Source organism: Herbaspirillum sp. DW155 (genome assembly GCF_037076565.1).
GTDB lineage: Bacteria > Pseudomonadota > Gammaproteobacteria > Burkholderiales > Burkholderiaceae_D > Herbaspirillum.
The window spans coordinates 1,187,441-1,207,617 of sequence record NZ_AP029028.1 but is presented as its reverse complement, the minus strand read 5'-3'; the positions used below and the strand labels follow the sequence as shown (position 1 = coordinate 1,207,617).

15 protein-coding genes are annotated in these 20,177 nt (G+C 64.4%); 9 read left to right on the top strand and 6 right to left on the bottom strand.

What is annotated here, in order from left to right:
- Window positions 1-10: 10 nt before the first annotated feature.
- Window positions 11-949, top strand: a complete 939-nt coding sequence (locus tag AACH55_RS05485) for a DMT family transporter (RefSeq protein ID WP_338718419.1) — start codon at window positions 11-13, stop codon at window positions 947-949.
- Between the two features lie 10 nt (window positions 950-959).
- Here AACH55_RS05485 and tcdA read toward each other — a convergent pair whose 3' ends face one another.
- The 4 genes from tcdA to yajC form a co-directional block, all read right to left on the bottom strand.
- Window positions 960-1,820: a tRNA cyclic N6-threonylcarbamoyladenosine(37) synthase TcdA gene (gene tcdA, locus AACH55_RS05480; protein ID WP_338718418.1), complete on the bottom strand. Its 861-nt coding sequence runs from the start codon at window positions 1,818-1,820 to the stop codon at window positions 960-962.
- A gap of 105 nt (window positions 1,821-1,925) precedes the next feature.
- Entirely contained in the window at window positions 1,926-2,870 is a 945-nt protein-coding gene (gene secF / locus AACH55_RS05475) for a protein translocase subunit SecF (RefSeq protein ID WP_338718416.1), read from the bottom strand.
- A gap of 84 nt (window positions 2,871-2,954) precedes the next feature.
- A complete protein-coding gene (secD, locus tag AACH55_RS05470; RefSeq protein WP_338718415.1) occupies window positions 2,955-4,859 on the bottom strand; it encodes a protein translocase subunit SecD in 1,905 nt (634 codons plus the stop codon).
- A 166-nt stretch (window positions 4,860-5,025) separates the two neighbouring features.
- Entirely contained in the window at window positions 5,026-5,304 is a 279-nt protein-coding gene (yajC, locus tag AACH55_RS05465) for a preprotein translocase subunit YajC (RefSeq protein ID WP_338720184.1), read from the bottom strand.
- Between the two features lie 318 nt (window positions 5,305-5,622).
- Between yajC and chrA the strand changes: the two genes are divergently transcribed.
- The 7 genes from chrA (at window position 5,623) to AACH55_RS05430 (ending at window position 15,367) form a co-directional block, all read left to right on the top strand.
- Window positions 5,623-6,837 carry a chromate efflux transporter gene (chrA, locus tag AACH55_RS05460; RefSeq protein ID WP_338718414.1) on the top strand — a complete coding sequence of 405 codons (1,215 nt, stop codon included), beginning with the start codon at window positions 5,623-5,625 and terminating at the stop codon, window positions 6,835-6,837.
- Window positions 6,838-7,125: 288 nt separating this feature from the next.
- Entirely contained in the window at window positions 7,126-9,312 is a 2,187-nt protein-coding gene (locus AACH55_RS05455) for an ATP-binding protein (RefSeq protein ID WP_338718412.1), read from the top strand.
- The gene (locus AACH55_RS05450; RefSeq protein ID WP_338718411.1) at window positions 9,309-10,346 is read left to right on the top strand and encodes an HD domain-containing phosphohydrolase; all 1,038 of its coding nucleotides are present in this window, start codon (window positions 9,309-9,311) and stop codon (window positions 10,344-10,346) included. Before AACH55_RS05455 ends, AACH55_RS05450 begins: the two co-directional genes overlap by 4 nt.
- The gene (locus AACH55_RS05445; protein ID WP_338718409.1) at window positions 10,343-11,311 is read left to right on the top strand and encodes an HDOD domain-containing protein; all 969 of its coding nucleotides are present in this window, start codon (window positions 10,343-10,345) and stop codon (window positions 11,309-11,311) included. The genes AACH55_RS05450 and AACH55_RS05445 overlap by 4 nt, the downstream gene beginning before the upstream one ends.
- Window positions 11,298-12,779: a PAS domain S-box protein gene (locus AACH55_RS05440; RefSeq protein ID WP_338718408.1), complete on the top strand. Its 1,482-nt coding sequence runs from the start codon at window positions 11,298-11,300 to the stop codon at window positions 12,777-12,779. The genes AACH55_RS05445 and AACH55_RS05440 overlap by 14 nt, the downstream gene beginning before the upstream one ends.
- Window positions 12,780-12,906: 127 nt before the next feature.
- Window positions 12,907-13,518: a response regulator transcription factor gene (locus AACH55_RS05435; RefSeq protein ID WP_338718407.1), complete on the top strand. Its 612-nt coding sequence runs from the start codon at window positions 12,907-12,909 to the stop codon at window positions 13,516-13,518.
- A 1-nt stretch (window position 13,519) separates the two neighbouring features.
- Window positions 13,520-15,367, top strand: a complete 1,848-nt coding sequence (locus AACH55_RS05430; protein ID WP_338718406.1) for an ATP-binding protein — start codon at window positions 13,520-13,522, stop codon at window positions 15,365-15,367.
- 23 nt (window positions 15,368-15,390) lie between these two features.
- Here AACH55_RS05430 and tgt read toward each other — a convergent pair whose 3' ends face one another.
- Both tgt and queA read right to left on the bottom strand, forming a co-directional pair.
- Window positions 15,391-16,521 carry a tRNA guanosine(34) transglycosylase Tgt gene (gene tgt, locus AACH55_RS05425; protein WP_338718405.1) on the bottom strand — a complete coding sequence of 377 codons (1,131 nt, stop codon included), beginning with the start codon at window positions 16,519-16,521 and terminating at the stop codon, window positions 15,391-15,393.
- 29 nt (window positions 16,522-16,550) lie between these two features.
- The gene (gene queA / locus AACH55_RS05420) at window positions 16,551-17,567 is read right to left on the bottom strand and encodes a tRNA preQ1(34) S-adenosylmethionine ribosyltransferase-isomerase QueA (protein WP_338718404.1); all 1,017 of its coding nucleotides are present in this window, start codon (window positions 17,565-17,567) and stop codon (window positions 16,551-16,553) included.
- Window positions 17,568-17,780: 213 nt separating this feature from the next.
- On the opposite strand from queA, the gene recG reads away from it, so the two are divergent.
- Window positions 17,781-19,889, top strand: coding sequence for an ATP-dependent DNA helicase RecG (gene recG, locus AACH55_RS05415; RefSeq protein WP_338720182.1), 2,109 nt, complete (start codon window positions 17,781-17,783; stop codon window positions 19,887-19,889).
- Window positions 19,890-20,177: the final 288 nt, after the last annotated feature.

Here is a 20,177-nt window from a genome sequence, read left to right as displayed (position 1 = left end):
CTTTCTCCTGATGCGTTCCAACACGATCCTGCAAGGCATCTTCTATGGCGCGCTGGCCGGCGCCGCCTGGGGCCTGGTGTTCCTGGCGCCTGAACTGACCCGCGCCTTCTCGCCCTGGCAACTGACGGCCGGGCGCTATCTCGCCTATGGCCTCTTCGCCGCCCTCCTGATTGCGCCGCGCATCGGCAAACTGCTGCCGCACCTGGGCCGCGCCGAATGGCGTGAGCTGGTGTGGCTGAGCCTGCTGGGCAATGTGGTCTATTACGTGTTCCTGGCCAGTGCCGTGCAACTGGGCGGCATGGCCATGACCTCGCTGGTGATCGGCTTCCTGCCGGTGGCGGTGAGCATCATCGGCAGCCGCGGCCATGGTGCGGTCCCGCTGCGCAAGCTGGCGCCTTCGCTGGTCCTGGGCCTGGCCGGGATCGCCTGCGTGGCGTGGCAGTCGCTGGCAGGGGCGGCTGGGGGAGATATGAAGGAAAGTGTCATCGGCTTCTTCTGCGCCCTGGCCGCATTGATCTCCTGGACCACCTATGCGGTCGGCAACAGCCGCTGGCTGGCGCGCCTGCATGAAGTTTCTGCGCATGACTGGAACCTGCTGATCGGCGTGGTCACGGGGCTGCTGTCGCTGTTCATTGCAGTGCCCGCCTTCACGGTGATGCTGCAGCCGCATCCGGGCAGCGAGTGGATGCATTTCGTGGCGGTGTCGGCGGGGGTGGCGATCTTTGCTTCGCTCTTCGGCAATGCCTGCTGGAACAAGGCCAGCCGCTTGCTGCCGCTGACCATGATCGGGCAGATGATCCTGTTCGAGACCCTCTTCGCCCTGCTCTACGGCTTCCTTTGGGAACAGCGCTGGCCGACGCTGCTGGAGATCGCGGCCATGCTGCTGGTGACCGTGAGCGTATTGCTGTGCGTGTCGGCGCACCGGGTCGATGAGGGCGGCGGGCACTGAGGCCCAGCGCTCACTGTGGCTGGGCGCCGGCCTGCTCGGCCAGTTTCTTCAACACATGCGCAGCGGCCACCAGCCCGAAGGTGGCCGTGACCACCATGGCCGAGCCGAAGCCGGCGCAGTTCAGGCCGGTGACGCCGGCTTGCGTGTTGTCGGCGGCATCCTCGCCCACGTCCATGTCCTCAGCCGGAACGACTTCACATGCTTCGCCTTCGGCCAGTTCAGGAAAGCGCAGCGGCTCGGTGGAAAACACCGCATCAATGTGGAATTTGTTCTTGGTCCCGCGCGGAAAACCATGCTGTGAACGCAAGCGCTTGCGCACCTTGGCCAGCAGCGGTTCCTGCTCGGTGCGGCAGAGGTCGCGGATTTCAATCCGGGTCGGATCGATCTGCCCGCCCGCACTGCCGATGGTGACCATGGGCATACCGTTCTTGCGGCACCAGGCGATCATGGCCACCTTGGCGGGCGCATTGTCGATGGCGTCGATGACGTAATCGAAACGGCCACCGCCCAGCATCTGTTCCACATTCTCCGGATCGACGAAATCCTCCACCTCGGTGACCACGCAGGTCGGGTTGATCTGGCGGATGCGCTCATGCAGCGCCGTCACCTTGGCCTGGCCCAGCGTGGTCGTCAAGGCATGGATCTGGCGGTTGACGTTGGATTCGGCCAGGTTGTCCAGGTCGATCAGGGTGAGGTGGCCGATGGCGCTGCGCGCCAGCGCTTCGACGATCCACGAGCCCACGCCCCCGACCCCGACCACGCAAACCCGCGCCTGGCGGAAGCGTTGCAGGGCGGCGGCACCATACAGGCGGGCGACGCCGCCGAAGCGGCGCTCATAGTCGATATCGTTCAGATCGATGGATGTGTTCATGATGAAAAAGGGAATGCAATTTGATCCGGCCTGGAACAGCCTTTCATGAAAAAGGGCCGCAGCATGAACGCGGCGGCCCTTTGGCGTCGTGCGGGAATCCTGAAATCAGACCACCGCGCCGCCGTTCTCGTCCTTGACCTTGACGGGCTTGATCAGGTCTTCGCGCTTCACGCCCAGCCACATGGCCAGGGCTGCCGCCACGAACACCGAGGAATAGATACCGAACAGGATGCCGATGGTCAGCGCCAGTGCGAAGTAGTGCAGCGTGGGGCCACCGAAGAAGAACATCGCCAGCACCATCATTTCGGTACTGCCGTGGGTGATGACGGTACGCGACATGGTGCTGGTGATGGCGTGGTTCAGCACTTCGGGCGCGGAGAGCTTGCCGAAGCGGCGGTCACGGAAGGCTTCGCGCACACGGTCGAACACCACCACCGATTCGTTGACCGAGTAACCCAGCACGGCCAGGATGGCGGCCAGCACGGTCAGCGAAAACTCCCACTGGAAGAAGGCGAAGAAGCCCAGGATGATGATGATGTCGTGCAGGTTGGCGATCACCGCCGCCACCGCGAACTTCCATTCGAAGCGGAAGGCCAGGTAGATCACGATGCCCACCACCACCATGCCCAGCGCCAGCAGGCCGTCGTGGGCCAGCTCGTCGCCGACCTGGGGACCGACGAATTCCACGCGCTGCAGGCGCACGTCCGGATCATCGGCACGCAGGGCGGCGTTGACCTTTTCGCTCTGCTGGCTGGCGTTCACGCCGGCTTGCGCGGGCAGGCGGATCATCACGTCCTGGGCAGTGCCGAAGCTTTGCACCAGGGTGTCGCGGTAACCCAGTCCTTCAATGGACTTGCGGATCTTTTCCAGGTCGGCCGGCTTGTTGTAGGCCACTTCCATGACCGTGCCGCCGGTGAATTCGATGGAGAAGTGCAATCCCTTGGAGAACAGGAAGAACACCGCGGCCACGAAGGTCAGTGCCGAGATCGCATTGAAGATCAGGGCATGACGCATGAAGGGAATGTCTTTTTTGATGCGGAAAAATTCCATCACTATCCTTTCGGTGCCGGCGCCGCCTTCAGCGGGGCGCCCGGCTCAAATCTGGCTGTGCTGCTATGTCTGGTATTGCCGTGCTTACTTGGCGTCGCGCTTGGCCGAGGCCTTGCCGGAGGTGGAAAGCACCTCGCCCTCGGGCTTCCAGATCTGCCCGATGGCCAGGCCCGACAGACGCTTCTTGCGGCCGTACCAGAGGTTGACCACGCCGCGCGAGAAGAACACGGCCGAGAACATCGAGGTCAGGATGCCCAGGCAGTGCACCACGGCAAAGCCGCGAATGGCGCCGGAACCGAAGATCAGCAGCGCCAGGCCGGCGATCAGGGTGGTCACGTTGGAGTCCAGAATCGTCGCCCAGGCGCGGTCGAAACCGGCCGCAATGGCGGCCTGCGGCGAATTGCCGGCGCGCAGTTCTTCACGGATGCGCTCGTTGATCAGCACGTTGGAGTCGATCGCCATACCGAGTGCCAGCGCAATGGCGGCGATACCCGGCAGGGTCAGCGTGACCTGCAGCGTGGACAGCAGCGCCACCAGCAGCAGCACGTTCACCGACAGGGCCAGTGCACTGAAGAAACCGAACAGCTGGTAGTAGATCACCATGAAGATGGCCATGGCCAGGAAGCCATACAGCACCGAGTCAAAACCCTTCTTGATGTTGTCGGCACCCAGTTGCGGGCCGATGGTGCGTTCTTCGATGATGTCCATCGGCGCGGCCAGCGAACCGGCACGCAGCAGCAGGGCCAGGTCGCTGGCGGCTTCGGGCGAACCCATGCCGGTGATCTGGAAGCGCGAACCCAGTTCGGAGCGGATGGTGGCCACGGTCAGGACTTCGCCCTTGCCCTTTTCAAACAGGACGATGGCCATGGCCTTGCCCACCTTGTCGCGGGTGGCTTCGCGCATCTTGCGGCCGCCATCGCCGTTCAGGTCGATGCTCACCGCCGGCTGGTGGTTTTCATCGAAGCTGGCCGAGGCGTTGGAGATGTAGTCGCCGGTGAGCACCGGTTCCTTGTTCAGGACCACGGGCGCACCCTTGCCGATCTTGAACAGTTCGGAGCCGAACGGAATGGCCGAGGTTTCTTCGGTGCCGCGCACCACGCTCTCATCGACCATGCGCACTTCCAGGGTGGCGGTACGGCCGATGATGTCCTTGGCGCGCGAAACGTCCTGCACGCCCGGCAGCTCGACCACGATGCGGTCGGCGCCCTGGCGCTGGATCAGCGGCTCGGCCACGCCCAGCTCGTTGACGCGCTTGGACAGGGTGCTGATGTTCTGCTTGACGCCATCTTCCTGGGTCTGCTTCAGGGCTTCCGGGCGCAGGGTGGCGACCAGCTTCAGGTCATCGCCGCTGCCGGCGTCGGTCAGCAGCATTTCCTGCAGTTCGCCCAGGGCGGCGCGGGCCTTGTTGCGGGTATCGGCATCGCGGAAGGAAATCTCGATGCTGTCGCCCACGCGGTTGATGCCGCTGTGGCGGATGTTCTTGTCACGCAGCAGGCTGCGTACGCTGGCTTGCAGGCCTTGCAGGCGCTTGTTCAGGACCGCCTTGATGTCGACCTGCATCAGGAAGTGCACGCCACCGCGCAGGTCCAGGCCCAGGTACATGGGGAAGGCATGCAGGCTTTGCAGCCATTGCGGCGTGTTGGGCAGCAGGTTGAAGGCGACGATGTAGGTCGGGTCGCTGGGGTCGGTATTGAGTTCCTTTTCCAGCAGGGCCTTGGCCTTGAACTGGATGTCGGTGCTGGCAAAGCGGGCGCGCACCGAGGGTTGCGAGCCGCTGTTGTCGAACGCCACACTCTCTGCGCCGAGATTGCCTTGTTTCAGGATCTGATCGACACGGCCGGCCACGGCAGGCTCGACCTTCAGGGTCGACTTGGCACTGCTGATCTGCACCGCGGGGGATTCGCCGAAGAAGTTCGGGACGGTATAGATCACGCCGAACAGCAGGGCCAGGACGATCAGTGCGTATTTCCAGAGAGAGTAACGATTCATGGTCTTGTGCTTCTTGCTTGCGGGAGAGGAAGGCAGGAACCTGCCGCCCTGTTCAGAACCGGCGCGCCCAACCGGAAGATTTCTGCGCGCCGTTCTAACGACATGGGCGCATCAGCGATGCGCCCATGGGTTCGCCGGTTCAAGCCGGCCGAACCGGTGAGGCCGATTACAGGCCCTTGATGGTGCCCTTGGGCAGCAGGGTGGTCACGGCGCCCTTCTGCACGATGACTTCGGTGCCTTCGGCCACTTCGATGGTGATGTAGCCATCGGCCACCTTGGTGATGCGGCCCAGGAGACCACCGGAGGTGACGACTTCGTCGCCCTTGCCCAGTGCATCCATCATGGCTTTCTGTTCTTTCTGACGCTTCATCTGCGGGCGGATCATCAGGAAGTACAGGACCACGAACATCAGGATGATCGGCAGGAAGCTGGCCAGGTTGCCCATCGCGCCACCAGGGGCTGCTGCGGCCGTTTGCGCGTATGCGTCGGAAATAAACACGTGAGGCTCCAATGTTGATTGAAAAATAGCCCTGCATTCTAGCACTGCGCAGGCGCCAAACCGCCAAATCGGGACGCATTGCCGCAGATCAAGGGGAAACCCGCCCAAATCGGGCTTTTTTATCACCAGCCCGGTCCGGCAACACGGCGTAGGCCGCATGAAATGGCTCAGCGCGTGAAAAAAACTTCATTTCGCCTCCAAGCCGCCTGGCGGCGCCACTAAGATAGCGCCACCGATCCACCGATCCACCGACCTGACCATCGCATGTCCGCTTCTGCTGCTCCCGATACGCTCCCGCGCCCGCCGGCCTGGCACATCTTCCTGGTCTTCCTGCGGCTGGGCCTGACTTCCTTTGGCGGGCCGGCTGCCCATCTCGGTTATTTCCGCCAGGAATTCGTGGCGCGCCGGCGCTGGCTTGCCGAACAGACCTATGCCGACCTGGTGGCCATGTGCCAGTTCCTGCCCGGCCCCTCCAGCAGCCAGGTCGGGCTGGCCATCGGCCTGATCCGGGGCGGCTATGGCGGCGCGGCGGCCGCCTGGCTGGGCTTTACCCTGCCCTCGGCGTTGCTGCTGATGGCGGTGGCGCTGTCGGTGCTGGAGGATGCGCACTGGCTCTCCGGCGAGGTGGTGCACGGCCTGAAGATCGTGGCCGTGGCCATCGTGGCGCAGGCGGTGTGGGGCATGGCGCGCACCCTGTGCCGGGGGCCGCTGCGCCTGCTCATCATGCTGCTGGCGGCGCTGGCGGCCTGGCAGGTGCAGGGCAGCCTGGTGCAGCTGGGCGTGATCGCGCTGGCCGGCGTGGCCGGGCGCCTGCTGCTGCACGGTCCACAGATCGCCCTGCAGGAGCGCTTGCCGCTGGTGGTCAGCCGCCGCACCGGACGGTTCTGCCTGGCGCTGTTCTTCGTGCTGCTGGCGGGCATTCCGCTGCTGGCGGCGTTTCATCCGGCCGCCTGGCTGCAGCAGGTCAACATCTTCTACCGCGTCGGCTCGCTGGTGTTCGGTGGCGGCCATGTGGTGCTGCCGCTGCTGCAGACCGAACTGGTGCCCACCGGCTGGGTGGACAAGGATGTCTTCCTGGCCGGCTATGGCGCGGCACAGGCGGTGCCCGGCCCGCTCTTCACGCTGGCAGCGTATCTGGGCGTGGTCATGCCGGCCTGGCCCAATGGCGTGGCCGGCGGCCTGCTGTGCCTGCTGGCGATCTTCGCCCCCTCGTTCCTGCTGGTGACCGGGCTGCTGCCGTTCTGGGATGGCGTGCGCCGCCGGGGCGCCATGCAGGCGGTGCTGGCGGGCGTCAATGCGGCCGTGGTCGGCTTGTTGCTGGCCGCGCTCTACCAGCCGGTGTGGACCAGCGCCATCTTCGACGCGCGCGACCTGCTCATCGCCCTGACCGCCTTCGTCGCGCTGGTCTGGCGCAAGTGGCCGTCCTGGGCGGTAGTGCTGCTGGGCGTGCTGGCGGCCAGCCTGCCCTGGCCTTTTTAAACAATTAAATCAATATAATTAATTAAATAACCACAAACGATAATATTGTTTATTTCGCCATCTTCCAGCGAACGTCTGCCCCGGCTGACCGGAGTATTATCACAAAGATTAACGCGAAACCCTGCCGTATTTTGACCACATACGCATCAGCCATCAGGAACAAATAAAACAAATTCGGCAATTTATTAGTCTATTCGTTATAATTGATTCCATGTATGGCGGGTCAGGTGCACCCGGCACCTCCCCCGCAGAATCGAACGGAGCCGGAACGATGGAGACAAGCACGTGATGCCAGACAGCACCACAACCGATGCGCAGCGCGCCCCGGCCGCCCCGCGCGACGGGCGCCTGCTGCTGGGCCTGGCCGAGGCCGGCTTTGCCGTGCTGACGGTGACCGCCCTGTGGCATACCGACTGCCCCCCCTGGCTGATCCTGATCCTGCTGGCCCTGTGGCTGGTGCGTGCACTGATCCTGCTGCGCCTGCTGCGCGAACATCAGCGCGCCGCCCGCAATCTGGTGCTGGCCAAGGAAGCGGCCGACCAGGCCATGCTCACGCGGGGGGCCTTCCTGTCTACCATGAGCCATGAAATCCGCACGCCCATGAATGCGGTGCTGGGCATGGCCGGCCTCTTGCGCAGCACGCGCCTGGATACCCAGCAGGCCGAGTTCGCCAAGGCCATCGAGGATTCGGCCAATGCCTTGCTGGGCATCGTCAATGATGTATTGGACTTCTCCAAGATCGATGTCGGCAAGATGGATATCGCGGTGGTCGAATTCGACCTGCTGGAGGTGGTGGAAGCCAGTGCCGAAGCCCTCTCCTTCAAGGCCCACGAAAAGCACGTGCGGCTGCTGGCGCACGTCGATCCGCGCCTGCCGGAACGCCTGCTGGGCGACCCTGGACGGATCCGTCAGATCCTCCTGAACCTGCTGGGCAATGCGCTCAAGTTCACCCACGTGGGCGAAGTGCTGCTGCGGGTGCAGGCGCTGCATGTCTCGGGCGACCATTGCCGGGTGCGCTTGGAGGTGCGCGACAGCGGCATCGGCATGGATGACGATACGCTGCGCCGCCTGTTCTCGCCCTTCTCGCAAGCCGACAATTCGGTCACGCGCCAATATGGCGGCACCGGCCTGGGCCTGTCGATCTGCAAGCGCCTGGTGGAACTGATGGGTGGCAAGATCGGAGTGGAGAGCACACCGGGGACCGGCTCTTGCTTCTGGTTCGAGCTGGGCATTCCCGTGGCGCAACCTCCCCGGCTCCCGGGCCGTCCGCTTGCAGCCAAAAAACGACAGGTGGCCCTGCTCGAAACCCATGACGCCAGCGCTGCCATGCTGCACGAATACCTGCGCGCAGCCGGACTGGAAACAATCCGCTACAGCAGCGCCAGCGACGCCCTGGCGGCCCTGACCGGCCCGGCCGCCAGCGCCAGCGGCATCGATACCCTCATCGTCAGCAGCGAGATCCGCGATGTGCCACCGACGGCAGTACTGGCACGCCTGCGTGCCGAACGGCCCACCATCACATGCGTGCTGCTTGACCATGGCCTCCACGGCCTTAATATAGACGGACATGCAACGTCGGCGGCATTGCAGTTACCCCTGCGCAAGCAACAACTGCTGCGCGCGGTCGGTGCGTTGCAGGACAGCAAGGAACAAACGGACGCCGGCATAGCTACCGCAGGCCGTCTGATGAGGGTGCAGCCCCAGCCGGGGCAGCAAGGGCAGCAGGAGGCGCATGAACTCCTGCTGGTGGAAGACAACGCGATGAACCAGAAAGTGGCGGTGTACCAGCTCAATGCCATGGGCTACGCGGTCGACATCGCCGCCAATGGCGCGCAGGCGCTGGAGAAGCTGGCGCAGCGCAAGTACGCGCTGATCCTGATGGATTGCCAGATGCCGGTGTTGGATGGCTACGAAACCACGCGCCGTATCCGGCGCCTGGAGGGCGAGCTGGCCAACACCCCGATCATCGCGATGACCGCCAATGCCATGGCGGGAGACCGGGAACAATGCCTGGAGGCAGGGATGGACGACTATCTCACCAAGCCCCTGCTGCGCTCGCAACTGGCGGCGATGCTGGAGCATTACCTGCCGGCCGCGCCGGAAGAGTCCGCGACCGCGACTGCGCCGACGGTACTGGACGAAAGTCGCCTGCAGGAACTCTTCGGCGAAGACACCGCCCTGGCAGGGGAGATGCTGGACATGTTCATCGAACACACCACGCCGGTGATGGACGAGCTGGCCCGCCATTGCCAGGCCAGCAATCCGCTGCTGGGGGATATCCAGGCACTGGGCCATCGGCTGGCAGGCAGTTGCCTTAATCTGGGGATCCAGGCGCTGGGCCAGTTGGGACGACAGATGGAGACGGCGGCGCGCCAGGGCGACCTGGCGCAGGTCCGTACGCTGGCTGAGGAGTGCGCGCGCGCCTTCGCGGTCTTGCGGGAACACCTACAAGAGAGGGGCCGGGGGAACACATGAAGATTCTGATCGTCGACGACGACAAGACCAATCTGTCGCTATTCACGCACATGCTCGCGCAATTGCCCGACACCAGCATCAGCACCTGCCCGGATGCCTATGAAGCGCTGGACTGGTGCGGCACCCACGAGCCCGACCTGATCCTGCTGGACTACATGATGCCGGGCATGGACGGACTGGATTTCCTCTCGCGCTTTCGCGCCATGCCGGGCCAGGAGATGACGCCGGTCATCATGATCACCGCCGACATGGGCCTGCAGGTGCGCCACAAGGCGCTGCAGATGACGGCCAATGACTTCCTCTCCAAACCGGTGAACCGGGTGGAGCTGCTGGCGCGCGTCAAGAACATGCTGGCCATGCGCAAGTCGCAGCTGGCCATGAGCCGGAAGATCGAACACCTGTCCGAGGAAGTGCAACAGAAGGCGCATCACAGCAATACCCTGGCGCTCAATTCGGTGGACCTGCTGGCGCGCGCGGCCGGCTATCGCGATCCGGAAACGGGCGAACACCTGGTGCGCATGTCCAACTACACCCGTATCATCGCCGCCCGCCTGGGCTTGCCCAAGGAAGAACAGGACCTGCTGCAGAGCGCGGCCCCCATGCACGATATCGGCAAGATGGGCATTCCCGATCACATCCTGCTCAAACCCGGAAGGCTGGATGAAGAAGAACTGAAGGTCATGCGCATGCATGCGCAGATCGGCGCCGACATCCTGCGTGACAGTCCCTCGGCACTTCTGCAGACCGCCTCCGAGATCGCCGCCAGCCACCATGAGAAATGGGATGGCAGCGGCTATCCCAATGGCCTCAAGGGTGAGGATATCCCCTTGTATGGCCGCATCGTGGCGGTGGCCGATGTGTTCGACGCGCTGACCTCCTCGCGCCCGTACAAAAAAGGCTGGAGCCTGGAAGACGCCGGCGCGTTTCTGCGCAAGAATGCCGGCAGCCACTTCGATCCGCGCTGCGTGGAGGCCTTCTTTGCCGGCTGGGAGGAGGTGGTCGAAATCTACAACCGCAACCAGGACCGCCAATGATGCTCACCTTCATCGAACCGACGTTGTTCGAGCAGCTCAGGAACGCGCAGGCCCTGCCCTCGCCGGGCGGGGTGCGCCTGACCATCATGCGCATGTGTGCGCAGGATGATCCCGACATGCATGAACTGATCCATCTGGTCCAGGGCGATCCGGCCCTGTCCGGGCGCATCATCCGTATCGTCAACGTGCTCAATGCCGACCGCGTGCGTCCGATCGCCTCGGTCAGCATGGACAGCCTGCTGCTGGTCGGACTGCAAGCCGTGCGCCAGCTCGCCCTGGCACTATCCCTGGCAGAAACCACGGCACCGGCCTCGTGCGTGAACTTCAAGCTGCCGGCCTTCTGGGCACACAGCTTTGCGATGGCCTGCAGCGCCCAGGCCATCAGCAGCCACACCCGCGTGGCACCGCTGGGAGAAATGTTCACCACGGGCCTGTTGGCCAACATCGGCAGGCTGACCCTGGCCTCGGCCCACCCGACGGGCTATTCGGCGCTGCTCGCGCGGCCCCTGGAGCCCTCCGCGCAACAGGCGATGGAACAGTCGCTGTTCGGCTTCAACCACCTCAACATCGCCGCTGCCCTGATGCAGGACTGGAAGATTCCCGACCTCTTCTGCGATGCCGTCCTGCACTACGAAACCCCGGCGCTGCCTCAGGAGTGGCCGGTGCCGCGCCCGCTGGAAATCATCTGGACCCTGTACCTGTCTGCGGCCATGGCCGAGCTGGGCTGCGGCACGGCGCAGGTGGCCGAGGCCGCCCTGCCCAAGGTGGCGCGGGCACTGCCGCAACTGCAGCTGGCGCCGCATGACTTCCCCGAGCTGTACCAGGCCGCCGGCGAAGACTGGCAGGACTGGACGCAAAGCATGCACCTGACCGCCAGGACCCTGTGGCAAGGCCTGCCCGCCCAGATCCACGACCAACTGCTGCGCCTGCAAGAGGCCGGCGACAGCAGTGATGCAACCGCTTGAACAACTGCTCTTGAGCGAAGCCCCCGACGCCTACGTCCTCATGGACATGGCCGGCGGGGTGGTCTACTGGAACCGCTGCGCCGAGCAGCTTTTCGGGTATGCCGGCCAGGAGATACTGGGCCAGCAGCTCTCGGACTTCATCGTGCCGCCGGAGCGGCGCGGCGAAGAGGAACGCGTGTTCGCCGATACGGTCACCCTGGGCCACGCCGAATGCCAGTCCATCCGCCGGCGCAAGGACGGCGCGCTGCTGCACCTGTCGGTCTCCAACAAGCTGCTGCGCGATGAACGCGGGCAGCCACAATACGTGCTCTCCTGCAAGCGCGACATCAGTGAGGCCACCGTACAGCGCGATATCAGCCTGATTGCCGCCAGTGTCCACGGACTCTACGATTGGCTGCCTGACGGCATCATCGTGGTCAATGCACTGGACCGCGTGGTACTGGCCAATCGCCGGGCAGGCGAGCTGTTCGGCTGGGAAGTGGGCGAGCTGACCGGACGCGCCATCGACGTGCTGGTCCCGGCGCGCTTCCTGGCCATGCATGCGCAGAACCTGGTCGACTACCTCTGCGGCACGGCGGCGCCGGCCAGCAATACCACGCCCGAGCTGTGCGGCAAGAAGCGCAATGGCAGCGAATTCCCGGTCGATGTCAGCCTGAGTCCGCTGGTCATCGAAGGCGAGACCTTCCTCATGATTGCCGTGCGCGACATCAGCGACCGCAAGCGCATCGAAGAAGACCTGGCCGAGAAGAATCGCGCCCTGCTGGACGCGGTGGAGTCGCGCAACCGCTTCCTGGCCAATACCTCGCATGAACTGCGCACGCCCCTCAATGCCATCCTCGGTTTCACCGAAATCCTGCTCACGCGCATGGGCGGGCCGCTGACGGCCGAGCAGGAGCAACAGTTGCAGACCGTGCATGAGAGTGCCCAGCACCTGCTGGAACTGATCACGAGTCTGCTGGACGTCTCCCGCATGGAAGCCGAGGAAGCCGACCTGATCCCCGAGGCCCTGCTCTGTTCCGAGCTGATCGAGGAAGCGGTGGCGGTCTTGCGTCCGGCTGCGATCAAAAAGGGCTTGCAGCTCAATCTCGCTGCCTACACGGGAGAGGTCCGCATCCACGCCAACCGCCGCGCACTGACGCAGATCCTGCTGAACCTGGTGAGCAACGCCATCAAGTTCACCGAGCGCGGCCAGGTGCAGGTCAAGCTGCGCCAGCAACGCCATGCGGCGGGCCTCACCAGCTGGATCGAGGTGCGCGACAGCGGCTGCGGCATCAGCGAAGAGGATCAGCGAAAACTGTTTCGCGCCTTTACCCAGCTCGACGCCACGGCCTCACGCAGGCATGACGGCATGGGCCAGGGCCTGTACCTGAGCCAGAAGCTGGCCAATCTGATGGGGGGCACCATCAGCGTGCAAAGCCAGGCCGGCGCCGGCAGCCTGTTCACCCTCTGCCTCGAAGAGGCGGCTTGAGCCAGCGCAACGGGCGGCGCCATGCTCCGGCTCAATCCTTCACAACAGCGTAGAATCACGGCACAACAAAAACAGTTTCCAAAGGCCGGTACGGATTGCGATAGCGGCTGCGGGAGGGTTTCCAAACATGCCGACTTCACGTCTTCTGATCATCGACGATCACGCACTCTTTCGTTCCGGCCTGCGGCTGGTCCTGCAGGCCGCCTTGCCGCACGCCAACATTGCCGAGGCCGCCTCGCTGGAGGATGCCATGCGCCTGGAGGACAGCCAGATGCCGGACCTGGTGCTGCTCGACATCCAGCTGGGCGGGCTCAATGGCATCGACGGCATGTCGGTGCTGGCGCGCAAGTGGCCGCAGGTACCGGTGATCATCCTGTCGGCCGACGATACCGACGAGACCGTGCGCGAAGCCACGCGGCGCGGCGCGGCGGCCTTCGTCTCCAAGGCGGCCACCGCCGAACACATCCTGCAGGTCTTGCTGGAAGTGGCCACCGGGCGTCATCCCCTGCCCCCGGACAGCGCGAGCGCCGATGGCGCCGGCAAACCGCAGTTCACGCCGCGCCAGTATGAGGTGCTGGGACTGCTCAGCCAGGGGCTGACCAACAAGGCCATCGGGCGCCGCCTCAATCTGTCGGAAAACACCATTCGTGGCCATGTCCAGGCGATCCTGCTGGCGCTGGACGTGGACAACCGCGCCGAGGCCGCCTTCGCAGCGCGCCGACGCGGGTTGGTGAGCTGAGATGGCGCGCCAGGGCTGGCTGGCCTCGTCGGGCTCATCGTCTTCTTCGGCCTCTTCCTCCGAAGAAGCGGCGCTGGGAGAAGACACCCTGCACCGCGTGCGGGTCGAACAGATCCGGCTCTTGTGCGGCAACCTCGGCAGTTCAGTCCTGCCCGGCATCCTGGTCGCGCTGCTGGTGGCGTACGCACTGCGCGACAATGCCGGGCTCTTGCCGCTGCTGGCCTGGGCCGGTGGTGTCATCGCCTCCAAGCTGTTCGACTATGCCGATGCGCGGCGTTTGCTGGCGACCGAGATTACGCCGGGCAACATCGCCCGGATCAAGCGCCGCCTGATCCTTTTGCATGGCATCGATGGCGCCGCCTGGGGCTGGCTGGCCCCGCTGGCGCTCGATACCGCCAGCCCGGGTGGCAGCATCCTGGTCATCGGCGTGCTGGCCGGGGTGGCGGGCAACTCCATGTCCATCCTCTCGCCGGTGATGCCGGCCTTCGTCTCGTTCTGCCTGGTGGAGCTGGGCATGCTGGCCACCAGCGCCTGGCATACCCGCGAAGCCTCGCTGCAGGTCCTGGCCATCGCTGCCCTGCTCTACGTGGCTTCGCTGCTGGTGCAGGCGCGCAACAGCGGGCGCGCGGCCAGGGCGGCCATCATGCTGCGTTTCGAAAACAATGCGCTGATCGAGCGTCTGCAACGCCAGTCCGAGAAAACCCGGCAAGCCCTGCAGCAGGCCGAACAGGCCAATGCCGCCAAGTCGCGCTTCCTGGCCGGTGCCAGCCACGACCTGCGCCAGCCTATCCATGCCCAGGGATTGTTCCTGGAAGTACTGGCCAATACGCCGCTGGACCCCATGCAGCGCGACGTGGTGAGCCGCCTGCGCAATGCCGCCGACAACTGCGCCGAGATGCTGCATACCCTGCTGGATTATTCCCGCATCGAAGCCGGCGTGGTCACGCCGCAGCCCGCGCCCTTCCGCCCGCAGGCGCTGATCCATCGCATCAGCCGCGAGATGGCTACGCAAGCCGAAGCCAAGGGCCTGGTGTTCCGTCTGCGCGAGAGTGAAGCAGTGGCCTATGCCGATGCTGCGCTGACCGAACTGATCCTGCGCAACCTGGTTTCCAATGCGATCCGCTACACCGAGCGCGGCGGCGTGCTGGTGGCTTGCCGCCGGCGCGGTCCGCAAGTGTGGCTGGAGGTGTGGGATACCGGCATCGGCATTGCCCCGGCACAGCAGCAGGAAATCTTCCGCGAGTTCCACCAGCTGGGCAATCCCGAACGCGATCACAACAAGGGCATGGGACTGGGCCTGGCCATCGCCGAGGGTCTGGCCCGGCGGCAGGGGCTGGAACTGACGGTGCAGTCGCGGCCCGGACGGGGCAGCGTGTTCAAGCTCAAACTGCCCTTAGCCACCACACCGCTGCCGGCACAAGCACCGGCACCGACGCCGGCAGGCCTGATGGAACGCGATCTGCAAGGCTTGCGCATCCTGCTGGTGGACGACGACCGGCGCGTGCGCGACAGCATGGCCCACTTGCTGGCGCAGTGGGGCTGTCACAGCATCGAGGTAGACAGCCTGGAAGAAGCCGAAGCGCTGGCGCGCTCCCACGCCTTCGATGTGGTCATCAGCGACTATCGCCTGCGCGCGTACCGCAACGGCACCGAGGCCATTGCGGCCGTGCGGCGGGCCAGCGGAAGAGACATCGGCGCGCTCCTGATCACCGGCGATACGGCCCCGGCGCGGCTGCGCGAAGCCAGCCAGAGCGGCATTCCGGTGCTGCACAAGCCGGTGGCACCGGCGCAGTTGTGGGAAGCACTGCTGCGGCTGGCGGCGACGGCGCAGCGGGTGCGCCATCGCTGATGGACTGATGTCCTGCGAGGAGATCAGTCCACGCCGCGGGCGCGGTCTTCCTTGAATGTCTTCACGAAATGTTGGAAGGTGCCGGCATCGATGGCGTCGCGCATCTCCTGCATCAGTTGCAGGTAGTAGTGCAGGTTATGGACCGTATTCATGCGCGCGCCCAGGATTTCACCGGCGCGATGCAGGTGGTGCAGGTAGGCGCGCGAGAAGTTCTTGCAGGCGTAGCAGTCGCAGCTTTCGTCGAAGGGCCGGTCATCGTTCTTGTACTTGGCGTTCTTGATCTTGACGTCGCCATAGCGCGTGAAGATCCAGCCGTTGCGCGCATTGCGGGTGGGCATGACGCAATCGAACATGTCCACGCCGTTGGCGACGCCTTCCACCAGGTCTTCCGGCGTACCCACGCCCATCAGGTAGTGCGGCTTGTCGGCCGGCAGGCGCGGGCCGACGTGCTCCAGCACGCGCATCATGTCTTCCTTGGGCTCACCCACCGAGAGGCCGCCGATGGCAAAGCCATCGAAGCCCAGTTCTTCCAGGCCGGCCAGCGATTCATCGCGCAGTCCTTCGAACATGCCGCCCTGGACGATGCCGAAGAGCGCATTGGGATTCTCGCCGCGATCGAATTCATCCTTGGAACGCTTGGCCCAGCGCAGCGACATGCGCATGGACTTGCCGGCTTCTTCGCGGGTGGCGGGACGGCCGTCGATCTCGTAGGGCGTGCATTCGTCGAACTGCATGACGATATCCGAATTGAGCACGCGCTGGATCTGCATGGAGATTTCCGGCGAGAGGAACAGGCGGTCGCCATTGATGGGTGAAGCAAAGTGCACGCCCTCTTCCGTGATCTTGCGCATCTCGCCCAGCGAAAACACCTGGAAGCCGCCGGAGTCGGTCAGGATGGGCTTGTCCCAGCCGATGAACTTGTGCAGGCCACCGAACTTGCTGACCACTTCCAACCCCGGGCGCAGCCACAGGTGAAAGGTATTGCCGAGGATGATCTGGGCGTTGATTTCCTTCAGCTCCAGCGGCGACATGGCCTTGACCGAACCATAGGTGCCGACCGGCATGAAGATGGGCGTCTCGACGGTGCCGTGGTTCAGTTTGACGCGGCCGCGGCGGGCCTTTCCGTCAGTTTTCAGCAGGGTGAATTCCAGCATGGTGCTCTCGGGTTTCTTGTTCAGGTTTCTCAGGTACGGGTCAGCAGCATGGCATCGCCATAGCTGAAGAAACGATACTTCTGTGCGATGGCGTGCGCATAGGCCGCGCGGATGTGTTCATAGCCGGCGAAGGCCGACACCAGCATCAGCAGAGTCGACTTGGGCAGGTGGAAGTTGGTGACCAGCTGATCCACGGTCTTGAAGGTGTAGCCGGGCGTGATGAAGAGCTGCGTGTCATCGCTGCCGGCCTTGAGCTGGCCACTCTGCGAGCCCGACTCCAGCGCGCGCATGCTGGTGGTACCCACCGCGATCACGCGGCGGCCCGCCGCCTTGGTGGCGCGTACGGCCTCCACCGTTTCGGGCGAGATGGTGTACCACTCGCTGTGCATCTTGTGCTGGGACAGATCTTCCACCCGCACCGGCTGGAAGGTGCCGGCGCCCACGTGCAGAGTCACGAAGGCTTGCCTGACGCCACGCGCGGTCAGTTGCTGCAGCAGGGCTTCATCGAAGTGCAGGCCGGCCGTCGGTGCAGCCACGGCGCCGGGCTCCCTGGCGTAGACGGTCTGGTAGCGCGTCTCGTCATAGGCATCGGCCTCGTGGTCGATGTAGGGCGGCAGCGGCAGGCTGCCGTATTGCTCCAGCAGCTCGAAGGCATCCTCAGGGAAGTGCAATGTGTAGAATTCGCCGAAACGTTCACCTACGGTCACATCGAAGGCATCAGCCAGGCGGATGCGGGTGCCCGGTGGGGGCGACTTGGAGGCGCGCACCTGGGCGTGGACGGTGCGCGGATCAAGGATGCGCTCGACCAGCGCCTCGATCTTGCCGCCGGTTTCCTTCACCCCGAACAGGCGCGCCTTGATGACGCGGGTATCGTTGAAGACCAGCAGGTCGCCGGGTTGCAGCAACTCCACGATATCGGAGAAACGGCGGTCGGTCAGTTGCGCGCCCTGTACCTGCAGCAGGCGCGAGGCGCTGCGCTCGGGCAGCGGGGTCTGGGCGATCAGCTCGGGCGGGAGCTCGAAATCGAAATCGGAAAGAGAGTACATGCTTGCAAAATAATGATGGAGGCAGTGCGTGCAGCGGCGCTCAGGGCGCCTGAGCGGCGGCGCGTCCCGGGCAAGAAGTGTTGCCGGCGGGATTGATACTGTAAATAATCACAGTAAAATAGCGTAACCCGCTATTTTACGCTGTCTGCGCGTTTTTCCCATATGCGCGTGCGACTAGCCTGAATGGCCCTCCGTCCCTATCACGCCGACCGCATGCCCGCTACCGCGAAGAAAACCAGCCCGCCGGCCACGAAGAAGAAAGCCGCATCCACCGCCAAGCCGGCCGCCAAGCCCGAAAACAAGCTGGCCAGGCTGGGCCTGCACAATGACATGGACCTGGTATTGCACCTGCCGCTGCGCTACGAGGATGAAACCACCCTCATGAGCATTGCCGAAGCCTCCATGCGCGGCTTGCAGACGGTGCAGGTGGAAGGCGTGGTGACCTCCTGCGAGGTGCAGTTCCGCCCGCGTCGGCAATTGATCGTGACCATGGGCGACGACAGCGGCCAGCTGACCCTGCGTTTTCTCAATTTCTACGGCAGCCAGACCAAGCAACTGGCCGAAGGCACGCGTGTGCGGGTGCGCGGCGAATTGCGGCACGGCTTTTTCGGCGCCGAGATGGTCCACCCTTCCTACAAGGTGGTCAATGAAGGCGCGCCCTTGCCGGACGTGCTCACGCCGGTCTATCCGGCCGGTGAAGGGCTCTCCCAGGCCTATCTGCGCAAGGCCATCGCCAATGCCATGAGCCGCCTGGACTGGAGCGACACGCTGCCGCCCTCGATGCTGCAAACGCTGAATCTGGCCGCCTTCGAGCCCTCGGTGCGGCTGCTGCACAATCCGCCGCCGGACGTGGATGAACATGCATTGATCGAACGTTCCCACCCCGCCTGGATCCGCATGAAGTTCGATGAACTGCTGGCCCAGCAACTGTCGTTGAAGCGCGCCCAGGCCGCGCGCCGTGCCAAGACCTCGCGCGCCCTGCCGGTGAGCGGACGCATCACCGAGGAACTGACGAAGATCCTGCCCTTCCAGCTGACCGGCGCGCAACAGCGGGTGCTGGAAGAAATTCGCGCCGACCTGCGCCAGTCCTTCCCCATGCAGCGCCTGCTGCAGGGCGACGTCGGCAGCGGCAAGACGGTGGTAGCCGCACTGGCCGCCGCCCAGGCCATCGACAGCGGCTGCCAGGCGGTGCTGATGGCGCCCACCGAAATCCTGGCCGAACAGCATTTCCGCAAGATCGCCGCCTGGATGGAACCGCTCAACGTCGGCGTGGCCTGGCTCTCCGGCAGCCAGAAGAAAAAGGAAAAGACCGAAGCCCTGGCCCACATCGAATCCGGCACTGCGCGCCTGGTCATCGGCACCCATGCGCTGATCCAGGACACGGTGCAGTTCGAGAACCTGGGGCTGGTGATCGTAGATGAACAGCATCGCTTCGGCGTAGGCCAACGCCTGGCCCTGCGCAACAAGAGCTTCAACGCCGCCGACCGCGATGCACCGGCCGTGCCGCACCAGCTGATGATGTCGGCCACCCCGATTCCACGCACCCTGGCCATGACCTATTACGCCGACCTCGAAGTGTCGGTGATCGATGAATTGCCGCCAGGACGCTCGCCCATCGTCACCCGCGTGATCGACCAGAACCGCCGTGATGAAGTCATCGAACGGGTCCATGCCGCGGCGCTGGAAGGCAAGCAGATTTATTGGGTCTGCCCGCTGATCGAGGAATCCGAAGCCCTGCAATTGCAGACCGCCACCGATACCCATGCCGCCCTCTCGGCCGCGCTGCCGGACCTGCAGATCGGCCTGGTACACGGCCGCATGAAGCCGGTGGAAAAGCAGATCGTCATGGAAGGCTTCAGCCGGGGCGCGATCCACCTGCTGGTGGCCACCACCGTCATCGAAGTCGGTGTGGACGTGCCCAATGCCTCGCTGATGGTGATCGAGCATGCCGAGCGTTTCGGCCTGTCGCAGCTGCACCAGCTGCGCGGACGCGTGGGACGGGGATCAGCGGCCAGCGTGTGCCTGCTGCTGTACCAGGGACCGCTGGGGGGCACCGCCAAGCAACGCCTGGCGACCATGCGCGAGACCACCGATGGCTTCGAGATTGCGCGGCGCGACCTGGATATCCGCGGACCGGGGGAATTCCTCGGGGCAAGGCAATCGGGCGAGGCCATGCTGCGCTTTGCCGATCTGGCAACCGACCAGTGGCTGGTGGAAAAGGCCCGCGATACCGCCCAGGCCCTGCTGCAGCACGCACCTGACATTGTGGATCGCCATCTGGCACGCTGGCTCGGGGGACGGGAAGATTTCCTGAAGGTATGAGACGGATCGACTGGTCGTCGCAGGCTGGGAGACGCCTGCAGCAAAGCTTTCCAGCATGTCTCATGACATGGGCCAGCGCAAGGGCTGCAAACCCGAATCAGCAAAATGCCAACCACATTTCCGCAAAAATCGAGAATTTCTTCGCTTTATGTCGATTGACGTATGGCAGTACTGAGTCCAATCTACGGCCCACGAAGAACGGGTTCATCACCTGGTAGCGGAGCGCGCAAACTTGTGCCCCGCCGCCCCGCCGTTCTGCCAGGTGACAATCGCTAAACTACAGAAGGC